This is a genomic window from Arthrobacter psychrolactophilus (assembly GCF_003219795.1).
GTDB classification, from domain to species: domain Bacteria; phylum Actinomycetota; class Actinomycetes; order Actinomycetales; family Micrococcaceae; genus Specibacter; species Specibacter psychrolactophilus.
The window spans coordinates 1-22,049 of sequence record NZ_QJVC01000031.1 but is presented as its reverse complement, the minus strand read 5'-3'; the positions used below and the strand labels follow the sequence as shown (position 1 = coordinate 22,049).

Sequence of the window (22,049 nt, the reverse complement as noted above, 5' to 3'; positions counted from 1 at the left end):
CAAAGGAAGCCACCGAAAAACAAGCAGCCTAACCGCTGTCTAACTCACCTTGGTACCGCTTGACTTGAAAAATTCCGCCATGCTCCGCCTCTGAAGATTTGATGTCCATAGATACGGGAGTGTAACTTCCCGCATCTTTGCTTTGTTTCAAGAGGGGATCCATACCGACCTCCAGAGAAAGCGAGTCATTCAAAACAATCAAAGGAGCCATGATGGTTATCGGATCCCGGCAGGCAACTTTGCCTGTGCCAGGTCTTGAGCCGCTGGCTGAGACAAGCCAATTGCCACCACGGAATCATGAGTGGAAGATCTGGGCCGTCGTGATCCCAGCGACAGCCGCGCTTTCATTTTGCTTGGGCCTGGCCATGGACAGATTCCTGCTTGGCGCCGCAGCGGCGATACTGTTGTTCTTTGCGAGTGCCGCCGTTGTTGCCTACGGCATTAGGGACCAGCGGCGAGGAGAAATTATCGACAACACGCTTGAGGCTGTTGCACCCATGCTTGGGGTGCGGAAGCTTACGCGTGCCCTTCTGAGAGTGAACCGTTGGAAGAACGGTTGGGTTGGTACGCCGGGGAGGGTCAAGCTTCGATATGCCAACCAGGTCAACGGGCGGGATCCGAAGTGGGTTGGCGGAGTTCTGGAGGTTCTGGATCGAAACCTGGGTGGCCACTATCAAGTCAAGGGTCACAACCATCGGACCAAGCTGCTTGTCCTGGCGCTTGATGTGACGCCAGCCAAAGAGGAGGTTCTACTTAGTGAGCAGGTGCAGCGTGTCCAAGCCGTCGTGAAGGAGTTGTTGGGTGAAAGCGCGACGGTTGAATGCGAGGAAGCTGACGACGAAATTAACACGGTCACGGTTACTCATAAGCAGGGTATTCACATGGCCATGGTTGGGCGACGTCAAAGAGTTGAGAAGGTCATCAGCGCCAGGATGCAGGGGCGTTGGGTAGCCCATTGGGATCTTCAGAATGACATCGTGAGATTCACGCAGCGCCCTGAAATGCCATCCTTGGTCTACCCCATCTATGAAGATGTGGACCGTGCGGATGCACACGCCTCCTATCTGAAGCTCAAGCTGCCATATGGGGTGGATGAGAATGGAAACGTCATTTTTTGGCAGCCGGCGCTCAATCCTCACATGCTCGTTGTGGGTGGTACTGGTACGGGTAAGACAGTGGTCGAGCACGGCTTCTTGGAGCAGATTGCCCGTCAGGGTTATCGGGTCTGGGTGATCGATGGAAAGAGGATCGAGTTCGTTGGGTTCCGGGGGTATCCCAATGTGGAGCTGGTGGCTTCGCGTGTTGAGCACCAGGTGCGGATGATCATTGCGGCTCATGAGCTGATGGAGGAGCGCTACACGCTGATTGAAGCGGGCAAAGCAACCCTGAAGGATTTTGACGCCCTTTTCTTGATTATTGATGAGTACGCCACTTTGAAGGCGCGCATTGTTCGCTGGTACAAGTCGGTCAAACAAAAGGGTGATCCCACACAGCCGCCTATGTTGGAGCTGATTGAGGACTTGGCCCGGCTTGCCCGCAGCGCCAAGATTCACATGATTCTGGGTCTTCAGCGTCCCGATGTTTCATTCCTGGGCGGTGAAATGAGGGACAACTTTGCGGCCCGAATTTCCATGGGTCGACTCTCACCCCAGGGTGCCAATATGATGTGGGATTCATTCGCTATTGGGGTAGCCCTTCCACGAAACGTTCGAGGCCGGGGTGTGAGTACCGATGCAGAATCAAACCCTCTCGAGATTCAAACCTTCTGGAATCCGGATCCGGCAAAGGGTGATCTTCCGGAATACCTCGAAAAGGCGCAGCCGGAGGAAACTACCTATCAGCGCATGATGATCCTAGATCCGGACATTGAAGCTGACCTGGATGGAAGTACCCAAGCCCCTGACTATGAAGCAGGGTATCGAGACTATGCCGAGGCACGGATTGTCCTCTTTGACGCCAGACTCGCAGATGAGCTGGCACCACCTCCACCCGATAGATCGGCACACACGTCCAACGCTCTTCCAGAGATCAATGAGGAAACTTATGACATTGAGGCTTCAGGCGAAGAAGAAGCCGAGGATTCAATGGAGAGCAACAGCGGGTTGTTTGAGGGGTACCGACCTGCAACACAGGAGAAGGCCAGCTCACTTGAGGAAGGCGACGCGGTTCTCATCGATGACGCTCTGAACTTGTGGGGGATCGTCACTGCCGTTGAACCTGAAGATGACGACTACCTCATTCTTGACTACCGAGACATCGAAACAGGCGAAGCTGACTCCGCTTCCATCACCGCTGACACCTGGCTCCATACACGCCGACCCGACGAACAAGAAGGCAGTGGAAGGAAATGAGCAATGGCAATGAAGGGTCAGAAATCTCTGAAGACAACATTCTTCTGGGTTTCATAGTCGTGCTGGCCTTAGGCGCCGGCATCATCCCTCTCGGGGCTATGCTGTCGCCGGTTAAGGATTGGCTGGTGCGTTACCAAATCCTCATTGAAGGGAACGGCATGCTCCTGGAAATACCAGGAATAGGAGCAGGCCTAGACCTCATACGCGTGGCGGCACTCGCCGCCCTGGTTCTCATCGTCATCGCTTTGGCTGTCTTGGTCATCTACAAGAGAAGGATCCGAGACCTCAACCAGCGATAGAAAAGACTACACAGGAAGGGGCCCACCAATTGGTGGGCCCCTTCCTGTGGTACGCCCAGCATGGGCATTTGCTTGGAGGTGAAAGTCCTCTGGAGGAGAAGGTGGTTTAACTTCTAGTCGATGGCAACTGCGTCACCGTGAGGTGGGGTGGGAAGGAAGCCGGAGACAAAACCCTGCGCCGAGGGACACAAACCGCATAGTAGGCATGCTGGTTGGGGTAAGTCGGCCAAAGACGATGAAGCCCGTTCCACCGAAACGGCCAGTGTGTAAATGCGGTGGCGGCAGGGGGAAAGTAAATGTTCTTATCTGGGGAGATCTGTCCCAGTGCGTCATCCGCAGTCTGGGGTGGAGCGGTGCGGCTTTAAGGGTCGTTGCTGATGTGGCAGAAGTCAGCCGAGGCCATAGTACTCACCGGAATATTGTCGGTGGTGGGGAAGGGCTGAACGCTGGGAATTGATGTTTTGAAGCGGTATTTCTCGTGTTCACATATGGATCGCAGCCAACCCACGAGCGTGGTGGGACAGAGAGTGTTAGGAGGAACCGGTGAATCCGGGAGTGCCCCTTTCTGTGCGTAGTGATGAACCGACGGGTATCGGGGATGACGTCAGGGATCAGCAGGATCTCTGGGAGAAGGTTTTCTGCCGTGAGAATCTGATGGTCGCGTTGAAACGTGTTGAGCGTAATCGTGGTGCTGCCGGTGTTGACGGGCTCGGTGCGGAAGAACTCCGTGCCTAGTGTCTGGAACATTGGGTTCAGGCCCGGGAAGTGTTGGATGCGGGTACTTATACGCCGTTGCCGGTGCGTCAGGTGATGATTCCAAAACCTGACGGCGGGAAACGGATGCTGGGGGTACCGTCCTTGCTGAATCGATTGATTCAGCAAGCAATCGCGCAAGTCCTTTCCCCGGTGTTTGATCCGGGGTTCGTGCCGGTCTCGTACGACCCAATCCAACCGAACCGGACGGTCATGAGCTGGGGTGTCATGCAGGCACGCCACGCGTCCCGTGGTCGATCGCCACGACTCCACACAGAGGGCAGCCAGTGAGGATCTGGTCACATTCCACAGTGATGATTTGCTCACGGGCAGAGTTTTCCACGGCGATCACGTGGATACCAGGAACATCAAGAAGAGCGTCGGCACGCGCACGCCACCCCGGGCAAAAAGTAGCATTATTCGTGTCAGGGTTTCTTGTGAAGGTTTTTCTTAGTCGATAACCATTCAAAGAGACCCTGACGTCTCTCACCTGCCGCCACGCCGCACCAACCCTGAGCATCAACGACGCAGGATTGCTCGTGGGTTTAGGAACTTCTCGAACTATCGATTGCGCAATCGGCTCAGTGTCGGCGGCCACCGCCTATACCGGATCAAACCCACCAACCATGCCTAGTTACGAAGAGCCGGAAAACCGAGGGTATCGGCGGGATGTACATCGTCGAACAAGGCGGAGTTCTTTGTCCTGGTCTAGGGCCGTCGGGGCCAGGGAGAATGAACTTGAGGACTTGGACAGTGGTTGCCATCAACTGTGCACCAGCGGGGGACGGACAACCTGGAGGAACTGTTCATAGAGGCGGCTCATCAAGAAATCCGGCGCCTGCAACAGTGCGCCTAGACCAACGTACGCCGCAGCTTCTAGGACGGAGGGTGATCAGCGGTTTGTGGATGACCGCAGCGCGATCTCTGGCTTGATCATGACGGTGACGGTGTCCTCGGTGCCCTCACCGTTTAGCCGCGCGAACAGACGCGCGGTGGCCCGGCGGGCGACCTCGGCCGAAGGAAGCTTCAAGGTCGACAGTGGAGGGTTGAGGAAGCGTGAGAACGCATAGTCGCCCCAACCCATGACGAGGGTATCCTCGGGCACCCGGATGTTGCGCTCCTGGAGGGCGCTGTACAGGCCGAGTGCGAAGTAGTCGTTTCCCACTAAAAACGCATCCGGGCGGCGGCCGCTGGAGAGGATGTCACGCGCCACCCGGTATCCGTCTTCTGCGCGCCAGTGCATGGCGCCGCGGACGTTGCGTCTAGAAGGAACAAACACGCGCCGGCTAGTGTCAAACGGAATCCCGTGGTCTTCCAAAGCCCGGCGGAATCCGGCAATGCGGTGTTCCACCGTGGAAATACGCATATCCTCTTCAATGAGCAGGGGGTCTCGCGCGCCCCGTTCCAAGACGGCCGAGGTGGTCATGTAGCCTCCGGCCTCATTGTCATTGGAGAAAAAGTCGACATCGAGTTCAGTAACGCGACGCGCAGTGAGCACGAGGGGAACTCCTGCCTGTAGAACGGCCGTCCAGGGATTGGACTTCCCCTGAACCGGGACACCGATAATCCCGTCAACTCCGGCATGGAGGGCCGCTTCGATGGCGGCCCGTTCACGGTCTGGGTCTTCGTCGGAGAGCAGCAGCAAAATGGTGTAGCCCGCCTGCAATGCTTGCTCTTCAATTTCGCTGACGAGGTCGTTGAAATAGGGGTTTGCCAAGTCTGTCACGACGACGCCAATTGTGCTGCGTTTGCCCAAGACAAGGGAACGTGCGTTGGCATTGGGGACATAGCCCAAGCGTGCGGCCTCGGCCTTGATGCGGGAGCGTGTGCTCTCGCTGACCCCAGATTTTCCATTCAGAGCCCGAGAGACAGTATTTACTGACAGCCCAACCGCCTCAGCTACAACTTGAAGGGTTGATCTCTTCGCCATGTGCACCCTATTTTCGCTCGATTGTGACCAGCCTGTTTCTCGCAAGTCTATAGTCGTACCCGGCAGCGACGCGGCCCGACGGTGACACCCTCGCGGGAGTGCACGATTTTGCCGCAGCGTGCCGTGGTGGGTTCACAACCCAACATGACGCGTTCAGCCGGTTTCATGACACTCGACGCGGGGCGCAACTGCTACATTAGCGTTCATGAATAATGAAGTCAAAATCCTGCTGCAGAGTGATGTCGCATGGACCATCACACGCTTAAAGCACGAAATATCAACATCAAAGCCTTCCTTGACAAAAGTCCAACCATGGGGAAATGTACATGAACGATAAACATTCTCCCGACATTGGATCTTCCCGATGCGGTATCGCGACTAATGGAGGTCGACCATGCTCGGTTACGTAATCCGGCGCATATTGTTGGCCGTGTTCGTGCTCTGGGGTGTGTCCACTGTGGTTTTTATCATCGTGCGCCTCGTCCCCGCGGATCCGGCACTCTTGATCGCCGGGGATACGGCGACGGCAGACCAGCTCGCCGCGCTGCGAAATCAGATGGGCTTGGACCGCCCACCGCTTGTTCAATACGGTTCCTTTCTCGGCGGTGTAGTTACAGGCGACTTCGGCAGTTCCTACACTCAATCCGTCCCCGCCATGCAGCTGGTGGCCCAAGCCTTGCCCAATACGGCGCTCCTGGCGTTCCTGGCCGTGCTTGGGGCACTGGTCGTTAGCTTCCCGCTCGGGGTTGTCGCAGCTGTGCGTGTCAACCGCCCGATTGACCGGATCGTCACCACCGGTTCACTGATAGTGCAGGCGCTGCCAAGTTTCTGGATCGGGGTCGTGCTGCTTCTGATTTTCTCAAGGACGCTTAAATGGTTGCCAAGCGCGGACCTCACCAGTGCCCAAAGTCTCATTCTCCCGACAACCGTTCTTGCTCTTCCGCTTATTGCCCTTCTGACGAGGTTGATTCGCAGCGGGCTGATTGAGGTCAACGGTGAGGGGTACATCAACACAGCACGGGCAAAGGGTATGCGTGAGCCTGCGATTCTCTTCACCCATGCAATTCGCAACGCACTCATTCCCATCATCACGGTTGTTGGACTCGCGTTCGGCACACTGCTCGGCGGCGCTGTGGTCACCGAAACCGTCTTTTCCTTTCCCGGCATCGGAAAACTTCTGGTGTCCTCGATCCACGTACGCGACTACAGCGTGGTCCAGGCATGCGTCATCGTCATAGCGGCGGCGTTTGTTCTCATCAACCTCCTTGTAGATCTGCTGTACGCCTACCTTGACCCAAGAGTGAGGCTCGCAAAGTGACAACTGCACCGACTACCTCCGCCGCCCCGGCCATGACCAAGGCTCGGCGTTCGCGCTGGGGTGTGCACACACGCACCCTAGTTCCCTGCGCAATAATTGCGCTCATCGCCGTGGGCGCCATCTTCGTGCCGGTCCTGTACGGCTATGACCCTTTGCGGGTGGATCTCGCTGACCGGTTAAAGCCGCCAGGATCGGTGCTCCCCAATGGTTCGATCGCGGTCTTTGGCACCGATCAGATAGGATCGGACCTTTTCGCGCAGATGATGGCTGGAGCCCGCGTTTCCCTCATTATTGGTGCAGCCACGCTCGCAATCGCTGGCGTTATTGGTGTTCTTATTGGCATGCTTGCCGGGTATTACGGCGGCTGGCTCGACACGGTGCTCATGCGGGTCGCGGACATCCAGCTCGCCTTTCCGGCGATCCTTCTTGCGGTTCTTCTTGCTGCAGTTCTTGGCCAGGGAGTCCTGAACGTCATAATCGTGCTCTCAATTTCCAATTGGGTCGTGTTCGCGCGCATCGCTCGAAGTCAAGTGCTGGCCCTCAAAGACCGGGAGTATGTGGAAGCGGCTCGAACCCTAGGGCTGGGAAACTTCCACATCATATTCCGAACTCTCCTGCCCGGCTCGCTGCCGCCAATCCTCGTGGTTGGAACCGTGGAGCTTGGTCATGTGGTGCTCGCGGAAGCGGCATTGTCCTTCCTAGGGGTCGGTGTGCCAATGGGCACCGCCAGCCTCGGTAGCACCATTGCCAACGGTGTGCAGTACCTCTCGACCGCCTGGTGGATTTCCACTCTTCCGGGGGTGCTTCTGCTCCTTCTGGTGCTTGCGACCGGCGTCCTCGGCGATGCGGTGCGCGACAGACTTGACCCACGACTGAGGAGTCTTTGATGACAGAACAATTAGTTGCCGATTCCCGGCGGGCGCAATCGCCATTGCTTTCGGTCCGTGACCTCCAAGTGGAATTCACGACGTCGGCCGGTATCGCCAGAGCGCTCGATGGTGTGAGTTTTGACGTTCAAGCCGGAGAGACACTGGCCATTTTGGGCGAGTCCGGATCGGGAAAGTCAGTGACTTCCCAGGCCATCATGGCACTCTTACCAAAACCTGCCGGCTCAATCGTTGGCGGATCCATCCTCTATGACGGAATTGACCTGGCCAAAGAGCCTGTCTCCCGCGTCCGTGACCTTTGTGCAACCGACATAGCCATGATTTTCCAAGACCCGCTGAGCTCACTAAACCCCGTATTTCGCATTGGGGACCAAGTCGCTGAGCCGTTCCGTCGGCGCCTTGGCATGGGGAAGAAGGAAGCCCTCGCGCGTGCGCTGGAACTACTCAAACGCGTCGGCATCGCTGATGCGGAGCGCCGCATCAGCAACTACCCGCATCAGTTCTCCGGAGGCCAACGCCAGCGAATCATGATTGCCATGGCCATTGCGCTTAAGCCCCGCATACTCATTGCCGACGAACCGACCACTGCCCTCGACGTGACCGTGCAAGCACAGATCATGCGCCTGCTCGCCGAGCTTCAAGCGGAGACTGGGATGGCAATGATACTCATCAGCCATGATTTGGGTGTTGTAGCCGACTCGGCGTCCCGTGTCGCCATCATGTACGCCGGCCGGATCATCGAAACTGGCGGGATCCGTGAAGTTTACGATCATCCGCAGCACCCCTACACCAAAGGATTGCTGGATTCGATTCCGGGCGCACATGCCATGGGTGAACCGCTGCGCCCCATCGTCGGATCGCCGCCCAATTTGTTGGACTTGCCGGCTGGCTGCGCGTTCCATCCCCGTTGCCCGATCGCAGTCCCGGAATGCCGGGCCGCCGTCCCGTCGCTGCGAGAGCCAGAAGGTGCCGCACTCGGCCACCATGTTGCGTGTATCCGCGCGGAAGAGGTGCGTTCACATGACTGAAGTATCGCTGCTCAAAGTTCAAAACCTGCGGGTCTCGTATCCGATTCATTCGTCGATTCTGCAACGTCGAATTGGTGAAAACATGGCCGTTAAGGACGTGAATTTTACCATTTCCGCAGGACAAACCGTGGGCTTGGTCGGCGAGTCCGGCTCCGGTAAATCCACTGTCGCCCGGACCATCATCGGGCTGGAGAAGGCAGACGGGGGTCGGATCGAGTTCGAAGGCCGAGACATTACGCAGAGCACGCGAACCGAGCTCAAAGCGCTCCGCCGCGATATGCAAATGGTATTTCAGGACCCCTTCGCCTCCTTGAACCCGCGCCTCTCGGTACAGGAGATCATTGTCGAGCCATGGCTGGCGCATCCTGATGTTGTCCCGAAGAACCGCAGGGCCTCCGAAGCCAAGGCCCTCATGGATCGGGTGGGCCTCAATCCCGACTATGCATCCCGCTTCCCGCATCAGTTTTCCGGCGGTCAACGCCAACGCATTGGAATAGCGCGCGCCCTCGCGCTGCAACCAAAGCTCATCATCTGCGATGAAGCCGTCTCGGCCCTAGACGTATCAGTTCAGGCCCAGGTGCTGAACCTGCTCGATGACCTTAAACAAGAATTCAACCTGGCCTACCTCTTCATCTCCCACGATCTCTCCGTGATCGAGCACATCTGCGACAGGGTACTCGTTCTCAACGGGGGAGTTGTGGTCGAAGAGGGAACACCTCGTGAGCTCTTTGAAAATCCCCAGGACGATTACACCAAACGCTTGTTCGCAGCCGTGCCCGTCATCCGTCCCTGGCTCAACGGAGCCTCCTCCAAGCCTGCGGGCACAATCCCGCGGTATTAAAACTCTAATCCACCCAATCGAAGGAGATTGCACATGAACTCAATTCGGGAAAAAATATCACTCGCCGTGGCGGCCACAGCGGTGGCCATGATGGCGCTCACAGGCTGTGGGTCCGGTACAGCATCGACGGGCGGTGGCGCCATGCTGCCCGACGAGCAGCAAAATCTGACCTTCGTGCCCGCCTTTGCGGTGCCAGGCCTTGACCCAACCAAGGCTCCGCTGGAGATGGGCTCCAATCAGGTTCTTTCCAACGTCTTGCAGGCATTGGTTAAACTCGATGAGAACTCGCAGCCGCAACCTCAGCTCGCCGAGTCCTGGGAGTGGACTACCCCCACAACCCTGACTTTGAAGCTGCGCGAGGGCGTGACGTTTAGCGACGGTCAGGCGTTGTCGTCGGCAGATGTCAAGGCGACGCTAGAACGCTACATCAGCCAGAAGCAAACCCTGGCCGCCGTCCTGGCGGTCATTGAGTCCGTCTCGGCCGATGACCCAACGACCGTCACCATCACCACCACCCAACCCACCGGCACGCTTCTGGGCGTATTATCCATGCTCTTCATTGGCCAGGCGGCCCATGCTCAGGACGATGCCTGGTGGGCCAAGCCCACCGGCACCGGCCCCTTCGTCATCAACGACTTCATTGCCAACGACAAAGTGTCACTGACGCGAAACGAAGGGTACTGGGGCGAAAAGGCCAAGCTCAGGAGCCTGACTTTCAAATTAATCACGGACGTCAATGCGAAGGTCACGGCCCTCTCAAATGGTCAGGCGCAGGTGCTCAACGACGTGCCCTTTGACCAGGTGGCCACCGTCGAAGCCATGTCGAATGTGGCATTCACCCAAACTGAGGGACTGACGTACAACTTCCTGTGGTTCAACAATGCGCGTGAACCGTTCACCGATGTACGGGTGCGCACGGCCATGTGGGAAGCCGTTGATCTGCCCACTATCGTGGAAAGCCTGTACGGTGACACGGCATCAGTCATGGACTCCTTCTGCCCCACATCAGCCTTTGGCTGCGTTGCCGCAACGGATATGCCCTCCTACGATCCGGAACATGCGAAGAAGCTCCTGGCCGAGGCAGGATACGCGGAGGGATTCACCGCCGATGTCATTTTCAGCACTGCAAATGCAGGTTACGACAGCTTGATCTCGGCATTGGTCTCGGCATGGAACGAGATTGGCGTGACCATCACCCCCCGTGCCCTCGACGGCGCCACCTGGCTCTCGGAATTCTCGGCATTGAACTGGGACATGGATGTGCAGCCCAATCAAACGGCAACGGGCGACGCCGACTACACGCTGAATCGGCTGTACAAGTGCGAGGCGAAGCGCATGGGCTACTGCAACCCGGAGCTGGACCAGCTCATGGCGCAGGCGCAGGAGTCCAACGACGCACAGGCGCGGCTCAAGCTGTACCAGCAGGTCGTCGACACCATGGTCAAGGATGCACCGGCCATTCCGCTGTTCCAAACCAAGCCCAATGTCGCTGCCTCGAATACGGTTCAGGGTCTGACGATCCCTCCGACGGAGTTCATCGACTGGAGCACGGTCTACCTGACTGAATAATAGCCAGAAGCTAAGTGGCGGGAACCCCCGCCACTTAGCTGCTGGGCAGGACCAACCAGAAACAGCGTGAGGAAGTAAAACTGTGTTTGTTACGGAACCGAGCAAGGACATTCCCGTTGTCGGGAGCTTTGACGTCATTGTCTGCGGCGGTGGCCCGGCGGGCTTGACTGCTGCCGTGGCGGCGGCACGCAACGGTGCAAAAACTCTGCTCATAGAGCGGTACGGATTTATTGGGGGCATGGCGACGAGCGCGCTGGTGACCCCCATCAGTGAGTTTCGAGTCAATAGCAAGCAGCATATTGGTGGCATACCGTTTGAGCTCATGGAGATTGCCGCCACCCTTGGTGGTGCCAATCTTGCCCATGACAGTGGAAATTACCCGGTCAACGATGAGGTTCTCAAGCTCGCTGCCCAACGGATCCTACTCGATAGTGGGGTGACCTTGCTCTACCATTCTTGGGTTTCGGACTGCCTGGTATCCGATGGGAAAATAACCCACGTCATCGTGCAGAACAAGTCCGGCCGGGTCGCCTATGCGGGCGCTGCCATTGTGGATTGCACCGGCGACGCTGACATTGTGCGTGCAGCGGGCTACGACACCGTCAAGGGTGATGTGCTGCAGCCGGCGTCGTTGTGGTTCCAGCTGGGCGGCGTCAATACGGATGCCTTAAGTCACCTCTTCGGCGACGCCGTGGGCGGAGTTCTGCCCATATCAGATGAGATTCGTTCCCGGCTCATTGAACTCAATGAAGAGGGCGTCATCGCCAATTTTGGCGGCCCCTGGATCAGTCAGTTCTTTAGGGAAGGGATGGTAAGCGTCAATCTCCTGAGGGAGGCCACTGACGCCAGCGATCCCGAGTGGTTTACACGCACCGAGTGCAGCTTGCGCGAGAACCTTCACCAGATAGTTGACATCCTCCGGACGAACTTCCCGGAGTTTCAAGATTGTTGGCTGGCAAAATCCGGTATTCAGACCGGCGTTCGCGAAACGTATCATATCGTCGGGCTGTATCAGCTCGGTAAGGACGACGTCCTGAACCCCAAAGCCTTCCCCGACACGATCGCCAAAGGTGCCCACGTCATTGACATCCATCAGCCCGACAGCAATGACCAGGCGGACTTCATTATGCCCAAACAGGAGTACAACGTGCCTTTCCGTTCGCTCGTGCCCATGGGGAGCATCAATTTGGTCACCGCCGGGCGATGCCTGAGTGCGGATGGCCCCGGTTTCGGTTCCGCCCGCGTTATGGCAACCTGCATGGCCATGGGTCAGGGTGCCGGTACCGCCGCAGCACTAAGCGTGCAGCATGGCTACAGCATGTCAGACATGAATTTTGAGCAGTTGCGTACCCGGATGATCGAGCAAGGCGCCATCATCGACTTTGACAACTGCACCACACCCACCCCAGCGGAGGCCCGCGCATGACTCGTGTTACTTTTGCCGATCGTCAGCTAGAACGATTCAATCCACTCGCCCGCGTCATCACCTTTGATGATTTTGACAAGGGGTATAACGGCTGGCTCGACCTCAGCTGCAACTATGTAGGTGAAAACTATTCGACTTTCGACACTGTCGTTGACCTGGATGCCTGGGCGCCCACCATGCTCAGCTCAGCGTCAATGCGTTTCGCCTCATCCCACGGCTCCATGGAAGGAACATACTCCCTCAAGCTCACCACAGCCCCCACCGGGGGCCCGCACACAGAACCGCCGGCACCCGGATCGATGGGCATGGCCATTAAGCGCCTCTCGCGATTCGGGAACCCTTCAACGATCCAAATTGAGACCTGGTACGCCTACTCGCCCGTTCAGGACCGGAAAGGGACGGGGGAGGAGGACATTCGAGCTTTTGGCTTCTTTTTCGACGTCCAGGACGCAGAACACCGCTACATGCCCGGGATTCGATACGTCAACTCACTCGGGGGAGATTTGGTTAAGCGTTGGCAGTACTTCCAAGTAACTCCGGGGGTGACGCAAGAAGACTGGAATCTTGGGATCAAAGACGGATGGAATATGCCCGGTGTGGACAACCAGTGGTATGGCCGCCGATTCGCCGACGGCTCAGCCGACGGCTTTCAATGGGTGCCGAACGGCGAACAGGACCTTCTTTACAACGAGAGTCCGGACAAACTGAACTGGCTCTACCTGCGACTCACCGTGGATGTGGCCAAGCGCGAGTACGTGGAGTTCCAAAGCATGGACCGTGTCTTTGATCTGCGGGGCACCTCTCCAACCCTCGCCCCTGGGTATGCCTCAATCGAGAATCTCATCAATCCCGTGTTCTTCGTGGAGACCGACACGAATCGATCAGTGAACCTGTTCCTCGACTCTGTCGTGTATTCCACACAATAAGCCACCACCACTTTACAAAGGAGAGCGACCCCTTGCAGACGATATACACTTCCGTCCTGGCCCGCCGCGTCCACATCAATAACAGCTTTCGGACCCTTCCATATGAGGCAGGCTGGGCATCCGAGGCACTTGTGTTCGTGCAAGCTGAGGGCTCCCACCCGGATTTGACATTGGGTATTGATGTTTCGCCGGACGGCATAACCTGGCTGCCGCGTGTTGGTAACATAACGCTCTCGAAAGGCTCCACCATTGCCGAAATTCCGATCACGCACTTTGGAAACTGGCTGCGCGTCAGTGTCGACGGAGCGAGCGATCACGACCCCGCCCGCGTGCTTATCCACGCAGCACTTAAAGGATGACATCGATGGCCACACCTCCAACACTTGACCGACGCTCCCTGAGCCGGCTCCCCTCCACCGCATCCGTGGAGGAATACCTCGCCCGGGAGCCCTCGATTGGCATCGTCCACTTCGGTGTCGGCAATTTCCATCGCTCCCATCAGGCTATGTACATCGATCTCCTGATGCGGTCCGGCCTCGGGGATGACTGGGCCATTTGCGGTATTGGGCTAATGGAACGAGACCGCCGCATGGGTGAAGTCCTGACCAGCCAGGATGGACTTTATACCCTGACCCTGCGCCATCCAGATGGCCGTGAAGATATCGATGTTGTGGGATCGATTCGTCGATTCCTACACAAGGATGACGGCTCTCAACAGGTGATTGCTCAGATGGCGGCGCCGACCGTGCGGATCGTATCATTGACCATCACCGAGGGCGGATACTTTGACGAGGCCATTAGCGGTCAGCCGTTGACCAGCAATCCCCTAGTCACTGCCGAAGTAGCCACGAATCTGGCGGAGCCGCAAACGGCTTTCGGCTTTATCGTGGAGGCACTTCGGATCCGGCGTGAACGAGGATTCGCACCGTTTACTGTTATGTCGTGTGACAACATCCAGGGCAATGGTCGCATGGCCCGAAGTAGCGTTCTCCAACTTGCACGCCTGGTCGATGACGAGCTCGCTTCCTGGATTGAACGAGAAGTCGCTTTTCCGAGCACGATGGTTGATCGCATCACCCCGGCGACAGAGGAGAGCGACCTCCAGCGCGTAAGGCAACGTCTGGGGGTCAACGATGCGTGGCCAGTTTGCGCGGAACCCTTCACCCAATGGATATTGGAAGACGACTTCCCGGCAGGACGGCCCCCCCTAGAGGCAGTCGGGGCAACATTTACCGACGACATAGAGGGGTACGAGGCGGCTAAGCTCAGACTGCTCAATGGTGCACATCAGGCCGTGGCCTACATTGGGCAGCTCGCCGGATACGAGTATGTGGATCAGGCCATGGCGGACCACCGTGTGCGTTCCTTTGTGGAGTCGTACATGAGCGTCGATGCGGTCCCCAGCTTTGCAGCACCGTCCGGACTGGACGTCGCCCAGTACTGCAGGACTGTCGTGGAACGCTTCGGCAACAGCAGTGTGCAGGATCCCCTCTCCCGGCTCAGCGTGGACAGCTCAGACCGCGTGCCAATTTTCGTGATCCCCGTCGCCCTGGACCGGCGTCGAGCAGACGGCAGTGCGCGCTACGCAGCCGCAGTGCTCGCCACGTGGTGCGTCTACTGGACGACCGGCACGGTGGACTCACGAAGTTCTGATCGTGGTGCAGCAAGGATGATCGCTGCTGCTGAACGTGCCGTGCAGGACCCTCGGGCATTCCTGGACGCCCTGCCCGGGCTGGCGCCGCTTGCCGACGATGAGCGTTTCCTGACGGAGTTCACCAGTGCTCTTGGCCTCCTTCAATCCGGTGGGGCTAAGGCCTTTCTCACCGTCTATGGGGGTACCCATGAGGCCAAGTGAGGGCGCCACAATCGACCGTGGTGACAAGGCGCAACCAAGCGCGGCTGTCCTCGTTGTCGGCGAGAGCATTATTGACCAAATTGTCGACGGCGAGCGGCGGGTGGAAGTTGTTGGCGGCTCTCCTCTGAATGTGGCAGTAGGCCTTGGCCGCTGCCACATTCCGGTGAGGCTCCACAGCGCGATTGCCCAGGATGCCCGAGGGCAGAAAATTGTGCGGCACTTGCAGGAGGCTTCAGTCGCCATGGATGATTCGGCCCTGTCCGCAAGCCGCACGTCAACTGCGCGCGTGGATGTGCTCGATGCCCAGCCCGGCTACACGTTTGCCCTGGACTTTGCGGGCGGACCCATCCGCCACGGCTCAGAAGAAATTATCCACTTTGGATCGATCTATGCCTTCACTGAACCCGGAACCACCCACCTTCAGTCGCTTTTGGGGCAACTTTCCCCTGAGACCATCATTACCTTTGATCCGAATATTCGGCCTGCGCTCATGGGGCCCCATCCCCAAACGGTTTCACTCTTTGAGAGTTACTGCGCCTTGGCGGATGTGGTCAAGCTCAGCGACGAGGATGCCCGCTGGCTGTATCCAAACGACGACGAACGGGCAGTGCTGGACCGTATTACTGCTTTCGGGCCCAGGCTTGTGGCACTTACCCGAGGTTCCAGGGGGGCCGGCTTGGCGGCAGGTAACCACCGTCATGATGAGGCTGCCGTGAGCGCACAACTCGTGGATACCGTGGGAGCGGGCGACACCTTCATGGCGGCACTGCTGATCCTCCTAGCCTCACGAAACGATCACGTCCTGGATCGAGTGGTGGATCTCCTGCCAAGCATTGCACGATTTGCGACAAGCATGGCAGCCATCACCGTCCGGCGGCGAGGAGCTGACCTTCCGTTGTTCGAGGAGATCGTGGAGCTGTGTGAGAAGTGGGTCCAGGACACCACCCCGGCCGCAACAATGTCACCTCACCGATTGACCTAACGCCTCAGTAACTGTTGGTGCATGCAGAAACGAGGAGGAGCCGGGGACAACGGCGCCCTTGGCTCCTCACTATTTAACAGCGGCACGGTGGCAGCAATTGCACACTGCGCCCCTACGGTGAGTTGGGATAGTGATTAGGAGAATCCAGTTCATATCGATTCGCGCAAGTACTCAGAAATAGTGGCTGTTTTTGTCATGGTCGGCATACTCTTCGCAGCATCCAATGTCACAGCCATAACAGCTCTTTTCCACCGCGATCACCGCCCGGTGTGTTAAATAATTGAAAGGTGACGATCATGCTGGCAGACAAGACGTTGACGAGATCACTGGCCGTGCTCAACCTCCTATAAGGTAATGCCCGCCTGATCGCCACCATCGGGGCTCCCCATTCAGGGCTCCATTGCACTGACCTGACGTATTGGCTGAGCGCTCGCAGCCGTGTACGTCGGGTGCTCGTGGTTGTTGGGTTTTTGGGGTTTTGTGTTGTGTGTTCCTGCCCGTGAACCGTCCCGGATTTGATGCCGCTGTCTTTTTTGAGAAAGATGGCAATCATGCCCAAGAGATACCCAACCGAAGTTCGTGATCGTGCCGTGCGGATGATCAATGACCGGCTCTGCGAGTACCCTTCTGTGTTCGCTGCTTGCAAGGCTCTAGCCCCGAAGCTCGATGTTGGCCCCGAATCGTTGCGTCGATGGGTGCTCCAAGCCCAGATCGACACTGGTGAGAAGGACGGCCCTACGAGCACTGAACTTGATGAACTTAAGGCGTTACGCGCCGAGAATCGGGACCTGAAAGAAGCCAATGAAATCCTAAAAGCAGCATCGATTTTCTTCGCGAGGGAGCTCGACCCTCGCCGCCGCTGATCTGCCGGTTCATTGACGAGCAGCGGGCCGAAGGCTGTGCGGTCGAGTCGATCTGCGCCGTCCTGCGTGAGCAGGGCGTGCAGGTCGCCGCACGAAGCTACCGGGCCTGGAAAACACGATTACCGGCCTTGCGCGCGATCGAGGACGCGAGGGTCATTGACACGTTACGCAGCCTCAAGGATCTAGACAGCAAAGGAAGGCCGAGGCCGGAAATCCTTTACGGTCGTCGAAAAATGACTGTCTGGCTGCGCCGCAACGGCTTCCCGGAAGTTTCCAAGCACACCGTTGACCGGCTCATGCGTGACGAGGGTATGAACGGCCTAGTCCGGGGACGCACCACGATCCCTGGGAAGGACGGCAAACGTGCCGCAGACCTGTTGAACCGCAACTTCAGCGCCAGTGCCCCCAACCGTATTTGGGTCACCGATTTCACCTACGTTCCGGTGTATTCCGGCGTCGTGTACGTGGCGCTGGTCATCGACCTGTATTCGCGTGCCATCGTCGGCTGGGAAACCTCGACAGTGAAGGACACCGAGTTCGTGGAACAATGCTTAAAAATGGCGCTATGGCGCCGGAACCACAGCAAAAGACCAGTCCACAAAGGGCTTATCCACCACAGCGATGCCGGATCTCAATACACTTCGATCCGGTACACCGAGACCTTGGAAATCGAAGGACTCGAACCGTCCATTGGCAGCGTTGGGGACGCTTACGATAATGCCGCTGCTGAGACGGTGATGGGATTGTTCAAGAACGAAGCGATGGCCAAGGGTTCACCGTTCCGTGCCGGGGCGTTGAAGACCGAAAACGACGTTATCGACATCGTCTTTCACTGGGTTCACTGGTACAACAACGCACGCTTGCATGCTGCATTAGGTCACCAAACTCCGGAGGAATTCGAGCGCATCTACTATGATGAAAACTTCGGCTCGTTACCCGACGCTGCCGCCCACAAAACGGCGGCATGATTTCCGGGACGGTTCAGAGAAGCCGCCAAGCGAGACGAGGTCGAGCACACAATCAAGAAGCTCGACGGGACCATTGGCGAAAAGAACTCTTATGGAAACGACCCCAATCCGCCGAAAGACAAGTAACCGCTAAGAAGGTGACCCGACCACGGCGGGTCACCTTCGGGCGTTAATCGCCCTAATCTGTTGTCTAAGTCGGCAACCTCTCGACTGGATCCACAGAGACATATGCGCCGTTATTGGCGTTTGCCCGCTTCTTCGGAGTAGATTCGAAGGAATGCCTAACCCGGGGACTCTCTTTTCTCACCGCTGGGAGTCCAGGGAACGAATCCACTACCCCGGACAATCTTGGAAGTAGGCTATGGAGCGTGGCTCCTTGAGGAGCTGCCTGTGTCGGCTGTTGCGCCGCGCCGCGGGCAAGGATCTGGGCGGGCGCCGGCAGCAGTTCAGCGATTCCCAGATCAGCAATGCCCGCCGTCTCATCGAGGCCGGGGAACCTGCCACCCATGTGGCCCGGGACCTGAGCATGTCTAGGGCTACCCTGTATCGCAGGATGGCTGAGCTGGATGCCCGGGACTGGATAGCCCAACGCTGAGAAGCGCGGTTTTCCCTCACCACATTCACTCTTACGCTTTATGAACCGGATGTAGGGGAGGGCGTGGGGACTGGACCGAGGTCGGGAGGGAGAAATCCAACTATTGGGATGTAGGGCTTTACATCAATGTTGAATTCCGGACGCCATTCCGGCTGGGGATAGCTGTTATAAGTGGCAGCGGTTTCCGGCGAACTATTAGGTGTACCCGGCCGTGCTGATCTGGTTCGCGGCGTTTGCGGCCAAGGTCTGGGTGCCCGCCGGTCCGCCGGCTGTAAGCCGGTTGCCCCGCGCATCGTACGTATAGGTATAGGTTGCCGAGGCGGCGTCCACCACGTTGGTGACCCGTCCGGTGCCGTCCAGGGTGTACACCGTGAAGACCCAGTTCACCACCAAGGACACCAGCGAGACCGTACAGGCCCCGCAACTGCCCGCCGATGACCGCACCGGCGACGGCTACGACTGGATCGACACCCTCGCAAACACCCCGTGGGCGGTCCTGCCCAGCTAGTCTGGTACCGCTTTCGCGATACCTGATGGACCAGGCCATCGGATTCTGTTCCGGGCGGGTCAATTCTATGATGCCACCAAATTTCGTGTCGTTAGCTTGGGAGTCTGCTCGCTGGCATAGGCGATGTCCCTGCACGAAACGGCCGCAGCGCAGGCAGCTATCAAGCAGGCCAGCCAGGCGCTAGAGGACGTCGTGCACTAGTGCCAGCAGCATGAAAGGCATGCGAGGCCGCGCCAGCTTGGGTGCGGAATCGCATGCGTTAGGGTCAATCACAAGAGTATCTGTCAACGATGAAGGAAAGAGCGCCAATGACCGATCTGCGCAGTGTAGGAATGCTAGTTGCCGTTCTCACGCTCGGATTGACATCCTGTGCAGCAGACTCGGCCTCTGAAGTAACTGCGGTGACCGAGGAAACAGCAGCTTTCGCATTGCTTCCCCCCGCTGGTATTCCCGACTACCAGCTCGGAGGGTCTTACGTCCCTATAGCTGATGTGGAAATTGTGGTCCGTGACCGGCTCAGCACACCAGATCCTGGGCGCTACTCGATCTGCTACATCAACGGCTTCCAAACCCAACCCGCTGAGTTGGAGCTGTGGCCAGAGAATACCTTGCTCACCGACGAATCAGGCCTTGTCATGGACCCAGACTGGCCTGACGAGGCCCTGCTAGATACCAGTACGAACGAGAAGCGCGTGCAGATTCTTGCCGTACTGAAACCCTGGATCCAGAACTGTGCCACGGCGGGGTACGCTGCGGTCGAATTCGACAATCTTGATTCTTATACCCGCACCGATGGCGCACTGACGAAGGCCGACAACTTGGAACTTGCCACCGATCTCGTTGCGTTCACACATGCGAAAGGTTTGGCGGCAGGGCAGAAGAACGCTGCGGAAGATGCTGCCGAGCTACAGTCACAGGCAAGCTTTGATTTCGCAGTGTCAGAAGAATGCGCAGCCTATGACGAATGTTCCCTATACACGGGCGTCTATAGGGAACAGGTCATCGACATTGAATATACCGATCAACTCCCCCGTTCCTTTGCCTCCATGTGTGCTGATGCTGGTGTCCCATCCTCGATGATCCTCAGGGACCGTGACCTAGTGACACCCGCAGAAGATGGATACCACTTCGAACGATGCACGTAGGGAAACAATCGGTCTCCGCCCCGACGGCTAGCCAGACTCGCTAGTTACGCGATCCCCTCGTCATCTGAGCTCAAACACAAGAGGACTGAACAGGATTTTTATCCACCATCCTCAGCAGCGATGAGAGACCACGGCAACGACATTTTCGACATAATGACCCGAGTTCTTTTGACTGTACCGGCCTCCTCATCTTCGCCTCCAGGCTGCCAACTGGCCGGGCGCTCAAATGCCAGCCACAAGCGGTTACATCGGATTGGAAATCGAAGCTGAGTACAAGCGTGACGACCTCGATGAGCGGGCGTCCATTGTTGAGCATTTCCTGGCCCTGTCGGGCCTTGACGATGACCTGGGTGTATCTACCTGCGGGGAGGTCGACTCGGCGCAAAGGATCGAGGCGATGGTGGAGGTCTGTGCTCCACTGGGGGCCGCACGGCTATCGCTGGGCATGTTCAAAGACTAGGACGGGCAGCAATATCGATGCCAAGTTCACAGCATGGACCTGATCCAGCCTCGTCGGGGCTGCCGACCCGGGCTCTCCATCACCGCCTCACTCAGGCTCAGGATGTGCAGTCTTTACAGCCGGCCCCGGGCCGGCTGCCGGTAGTGGCAGCGGTGCCCGTGGTGGCGGCTGTGACAGCGGTGCTGACAAAAGGGATTGCAGGCGAACGGAGATCCGGAGTCCGCCCTCGGGGCGGGGGGCGATGGCGAGGGTCCCGTCGTGCGCGTTCGTGATGCTTTTGACGATGGCCAGGCCGAGGCCGACGCCCGCAAGGTCGGTGTGGATGCGTTGGGTTCCGCGCTGGAATGGTTCGGTGAGCGTAGAGATTAATGGGGACGAGAGTTGCTCGCCGCTGTTTTCGATAATCAATTCAACGCTGTTCGGGTGGGCTTTGGTGGTGGCCCACACGGCCCCGTCTTCGGGCAGGTTATGCACAATGGCGTTGTGCAGCAGGTTGGTTGTCAGTTGTTGCAGGAGGGCGCGGGACCCGAGGATGGAGGTGACCTCGCTGGAAGCATGGATGGTGATGCGGCGTTTCTCGGCAAGGGGAAGCAGAATTTCGGTGGCTTCCTCCAGGATGAGCGACAGGTCCACGGTTTCCCGGGCAAAGGAATTCCGGTCCGCGCGGCTGAGCAGCAGTAGCGCCTCAGTGAGGTCGATCGCCCGGGTGTTCACGGCACAAAGCCGCTCGAGGAGCTCGCCATGGTCATGGTCGGGGTCATTCCGGGCCACTTCGAGGAGGGTCTGCGAGATCGTCAGCGGGGTGCGCAGTTCATGTGAGGCGTTGGCAGCGAAGCGCTGCTGTTCGGCCACGTGTTCTTCGAGTTGTCCGAGCATGGCATCGAAGCTGTCGGCAAGTTCGCGGAATTCATCCTTGGGGCCTTCCAATCGGATGCGGTGGGAGAGTGATCCGTTCATGGCCGTGAGCGTGGCAGCCCTGATCTGAGTCATCGGGGCGAGCATGCGCCCGGCGAGAAGCCACCCTCCTCCCAGCCCAAGTACCAGCAGGAATCCCAGGGCCACGGCAGCCTTTGGCGCAAAGGCCCGCCATAGGTCTGACCTTCCGGGGGTAAAGGTAGAGGAGCCCAACGTCTCCCAATCCGGCATGAACACTGCCTGCTCAGGCACGAACACTGCCTGCACAGGCACGTACCGCAGCAGAAAGACCCACACGACCGTGATGAGCAGGCTGCCTGCGACTATGAGGAATGCGGCGTTGCGTCGCCAGTTGGAGGTGAGTGAGAGTCGGTTGAAACGATCCGAGGCAGCCCTTGGAGTGATGGGAAAACTGCACGCGTTCTTGGAG

At 58.0% G+C, this 22,049-nt stretch carries 21 protein-coding genes and 2 pseudogenes; 19 read left to right on the top strand and 4 right to left on the bottom strand.

Annotation, left to right across the window (positions count from 1 at the left end; all coding sequences use genetic code 11):
• Positions 1-725: 725 nt before the first annotated feature.
• The 3 genes from CVS30_RS17555 to CVS30_RS18365 all read left to right on the top strand — a co-directional run bounded on the left by CVS30_RS17555 (position 726) and on the right by CVS30_RS18365 (position 3,385).
• Entirely contained in the window at positions 726-2,351 is a 1,626-nt protein-coding gene (locus CVS30_RS17555) for an FtsK/SpoIIIE domain-containing protein (protein ID WP_220033956.1), read from the top strand.
• Positions 2,348-2,650: a hypothetical protein gene (locus CVS30_RS17550; RefSeq protein ID WP_110486849.1), complete on the top strand. Its 303-nt coding sequence runs from the start codon at positions 2,348-2,350 to the stop codon at positions 2,648-2,650. The genes CVS30_RS17555 and CVS30_RS17550 overlap by 4 nt, the downstream gene beginning before the upstream one ends.
• A gap of 567 nt (positions 2,651-3,217) precedes the next feature.
• A complete protein-coding gene (locus CVS30_RS18365) occupies positions 3,218-3,385 on the top strand; it encodes a hypothetical protein (RefSeq protein ID WP_245934676.1) in 168 nt (55 codons plus the stop codon).
• Positions 3,386-4,295: 910 nt separating this feature from the next.
• On the opposite strand, the gene CVS30_RS17540 is transcribed toward CVS30_RS18365, so the two are convergent.
• A complete protein-coding gene (locus CVS30_RS17540) occupies positions 4,296-5,333 on the bottom strand; it encodes a LacI family DNA-binding transcriptional regulator (RefSeq protein ID WP_110486848.1) in 1,038 nt (345 codons plus the stop codon).
• A gap of 394 nt (positions 5,334-5,727) precedes the next feature.
• On the opposite strand from CVS30_RS17540, the gene CVS30_RS17535 reads away from it, so the two are divergent.
• The 10 genes from CVS30_RS17535 (at position 5,728) to CVS30_RS17490 (ending at position 16,165) form a co-directional block, all read left to right on the top strand.
• The gene (locus CVS30_RS17535) at positions 5,728-6,651 is read left to right on the top strand and encodes an ABC transporter permease (protein ID WP_110486847.1); all 924 of its coding nucleotides are present in this window, start codon (positions 5,728-5,730) and stop codon (positions 6,649-6,651) included.
• Positions 6,648-7,538, top strand: coding sequence for an ABC transporter permease (locus CVS30_RS17530; RefSeq protein WP_220033955.1), 891 nt, complete (start codon positions 6,648-6,650; stop codon positions 7,536-7,538). The genes CVS30_RS17535 and CVS30_RS17530 overlap by 4 nt, the downstream gene beginning before the upstream one ends.
• Positions 7,538-8,566 (top strand): ABC transporter ATP-binding protein, encoded by a 1,029-nt coding sequence (locus CVS30_RS17525; protein ID WP_110486846.1) that lies wholly within the window; start codon positions 7,538-7,540, stop codon positions 8,564-8,566. Before CVS30_RS17530 ends, CVS30_RS17525 begins: the two co-directional genes overlap by 1 nt.
• Positions 8,559-9,407 (top strand): ATP-binding cassette domain-containing protein, encoded by an 849-nt coding sequence (locus CVS30_RS17520; RefSeq protein ID WP_181419860.1) that lies wholly within the window; start codon positions 8,559-8,561, stop codon positions 9,405-9,407. The genes CVS30_RS17525 and CVS30_RS17520 overlap by 8 nt, the downstream gene beginning before the upstream one ends.
• Positions 9,408-9,440: 33 nt before the next feature.
• Positions 9,441-10,976, top strand: coding sequence for an ABC transporter substrate-binding protein (locus tag CVS30_RS17515; protein ID WP_110486844.1), 1,536 nt, complete (start codon positions 9,441-9,443; stop codon positions 10,974-10,976).
• Between the two features lie 82 nt (positions 10,977-11,058).
• A complete protein-coding gene (locus CVS30_RS17510) occupies positions 11,059-12,402 on the top strand; it encodes an FAD-dependent oxidoreductase (RefSeq protein WP_110486843.1) in 1,344 nt (447 codons plus the stop codon).
• Positions 12,399-13,328 (top strand): DUF6772 family protein, encoded by a 930-nt coding sequence (locus CVS30_RS17505; protein ID WP_110486842.1) that lies wholly within the window; start codon positions 12,399-12,401, stop codon positions 13,326-13,328. The genes CVS30_RS17510 and CVS30_RS17505 overlap by 4 nt, the downstream gene beginning before the upstream one ends.
• Before the next feature lie 32 nt (positions 13,329-13,360).
• Positions 13,361-13,687, top strand: coding sequence for a DUF6385 domain-containing protein (locus CVS30_RS17500; protein WP_110486841.1), 327 nt, complete (start codon positions 13,361-13,363; stop codon positions 13,685-13,687).
• A gap of 5 nt (positions 13,688-13,692) precedes the next feature.
• Positions 13,693-15,183, top strand: coding sequence for a mannitol dehydrogenase family protein (locus CVS30_RS17495; protein ID WP_181419859.1), 1,491 nt, complete (start codon positions 13,693-13,695; stop codon positions 15,181-15,183).
• A complete protein-coding gene (locus CVS30_RS17490) occupies positions 15,170-16,165 on the top strand; it encodes a PfkB family carbohydrate kinase (protein ID WP_181419858.1) in 996 nt (331 codons plus the stop codon). The genes CVS30_RS17495 and CVS30_RS17490 overlap by 14 nt, the downstream gene beginning before the upstream one ends.
• A gap of 226 nt (positions 16,166-16,391) precedes the next feature.
• Here the strand turns inward: CVS30_RS17490 and CVS30_RS17870 are convergent, their stop codons facing one another.
• Positions 16,392-16,718 carry a hypothetical protein gene (locus CVS30_RS17870; protein ID WP_146233442.1) on the bottom strand — a complete coding sequence of 109 codons (327 nt, stop codon included), beginning with the start codon at positions 16,716-16,718 and terminating at the stop codon, positions 16,392-16,394.
• Between CVS30_RS17870 and CVS30_RS17485 the strand changes: the two genes are divergently transcribed.
• The 3 genes and pseudogenes from CVS30_RS17485 to CVS30_RS17475 all read left to right on the top strand — a co-directional run.
• Positions 16,717-17,996 (top strand): IS3 family transposase gene (locus tag CVS30_RS17485; protein ID WP_110486852.1). Its coding sequence is split into 2 segments (ribosomal slippage): positions 16,717-16,990 and positions 16,990-17,996, totalling 1,281 coding nucleotides; the frame shifts between segments, so codons are not numbered across the junction. The genes CVS30_RS17870 and CVS30_RS17485 overlap by 2 nt on opposite strands.
• A gap of 27 nt (positions 17,997-18,023) precedes the next feature.
• Positions 18,024-18,122: pseudogene (locus CVS30_RS18620) on the top strand (hypothetical protein); the annotation flags it as partial.
• A 277-nt stretch (positions 18,123-18,399) separates the two neighbouring features.
• Positions 18,400-18,591 (top strand): annotated as a pseudogene (locus CVS30_RS17475) (helix-turn-helix domain-containing protein); the annotation flags it as partial.
• Positions 18,592-18,786: 195 nt separating this feature from the next.
• On the opposite strand, the gene CVS30_RS17470 reads toward CVS30_RS17475, so the two are convergent.
• A complete protein-coding gene (locus tag CVS30_RS17470; RefSeq protein WP_220033954.1) occupies positions 18,787-18,990 on the bottom strand; it encodes an RHS repeat domain-containing protein in 204 nt (67 codons plus the stop codon).
• Here CVS30_RS17470 and CVS30_RS18195 point away from each other — a divergent pair.
• The 3 genes from CVS30_RS18195 to CVS30_RS18060 all read left to right on the top strand — a co-directional run bounded on the left by CVS30_RS18195 (position 18,962) and on the right by CVS30_RS18060 (position 20,704).
• Positions 18,962-19,099, top strand: coding sequence for a hypothetical protein (locus CVS30_RS18195; protein ID WP_220033953.1), 138 nt, complete (start codon positions 18,962-18,964; stop codon positions 19,097-19,099). The genes CVS30_RS17470 and CVS30_RS18195 overlap by 29 nt on opposite strands.
• A gap of 308 nt (positions 19,100-19,407) precedes the next feature.
• Positions 19,408-20,244, top strand: a complete 837-nt coding sequence (locus CVS30_RS17465; RefSeq protein ID WP_110486836.1) for an endo alpha-1,4 polygalactosaminidase — start codon at positions 19,408-19,410, stop codon at positions 20,242-20,244.
• Between the two features lie 226 nt (positions 20,245-20,470).
• Entirely contained in the window at positions 20,471-20,704 is a 234-nt protein-coding gene (locus tag CVS30_RS18060) for a hypothetical protein (RefSeq protein WP_181419862.1), read from the top strand.
• A gap of 87 nt (positions 20,705-20,791) precedes the next feature.
• Here the strand turns inward: CVS30_RS18060 and CVS30_RS17455 are convergent, their stop codons facing one another.
• Positions 20,792-21,946 carry a sensor histidine kinase gene (locus CVS30_RS17455; RefSeq protein WP_281268095.1) on the bottom strand — a complete coding sequence of 385 codons (1,155 nt, stop codon included), beginning with the start codon at positions 21,944-21,946 and terminating at the stop codon, positions 20,792-20,794.
• Between the last annotated feature and the right edge of the window lie 103 nt (positions 21,947-22,049).

Bases quoted from the DNA above. Each gene is read 5' to 3' on its own strand.
- CVS30_RS17550 (WP_110486849.1), top strand. From the start codon at position 2,348: ATGAGCAATGGCAATGAAGGGTCAGAAATCTCTGAAGACAACATTCTT.
- CVS30_RS17540 (WP_110486848.1), bottom strand. From the start codon at position 5,333: ATGGCGAAGAGATCAACCCTTCAAGTTGTAGCTGAGGCGGTTGGGCTG.
- CVS30_RS17535 (WP_110486847.1), top strand. From the start codon at position 5,728: ATGCTCGGTTACGTAATCCGGCGCATATTGTTGGCCGTGTTCGTGCTC.
- CVS30_RS17525 (WP_110486846.1), top strand. From the start codon at position 7,538: ATGACAGAACAATTAGTTGCCGATTCCCGGCGGGCGCAATCGCCATTG.
- CVS30_RS17520 (WP_181419860.1), top strand. From the start codon at position 8,559: ATGACTGAAGTATCGCTGCTCAAAGTTCAAAACCTGCGGGTCTCGTAT.
- CVS30_RS17515 (WP_110486844.1), top strand. From the start codon at position 9,441: ATGAACTCAATTCGGGAAAAAATATCACTCGCCGTGGCGGCCACAGCG.
- CVS30_RS17505 (WP_110486842.1), top strand. From the start codon at position 12,399: ATGACTCGTGTTACTTTTGCCGATCGTCAGCTAGAACGATTCAATCCA.
- CVS30_RS17495 (WP_181419859.1), top strand. From the start codon at position 13,693: ATGGCCACACCTCCAACACTTGACCGACGCTCCCTGAGCCGGCTCCCC.
- CVS30_RS17490 (WP_181419858.1), top strand. From the start codon at position 15,170: ATGAGGCCAAGTGAGGGCGCCACAATCGACCGTGGTGACAAGGCGCAA.
- CVS30_RS17870 (WP_146233442.1), bottom strand. From the start codon at position 16,718: ATGATTGCCATCTTTCTCAAAAAAGACAGCGGCATCAAATCCGGGACG.
- CVS30_RS17465 (WP_110486836.1), top strand. From the start codon at position 19,408: ATGACCGATCTGCGCAGTGTAGGAATGCTAGTTGCCGTTCTCACGCTC.
- CVS30_RS18060 (WP_181419862.1), top strand. From the start codon at position 20,471: ATGCCAGCCACAAGCGGTTACATCGGATTGGAAATCGAAGCTGAGTAC.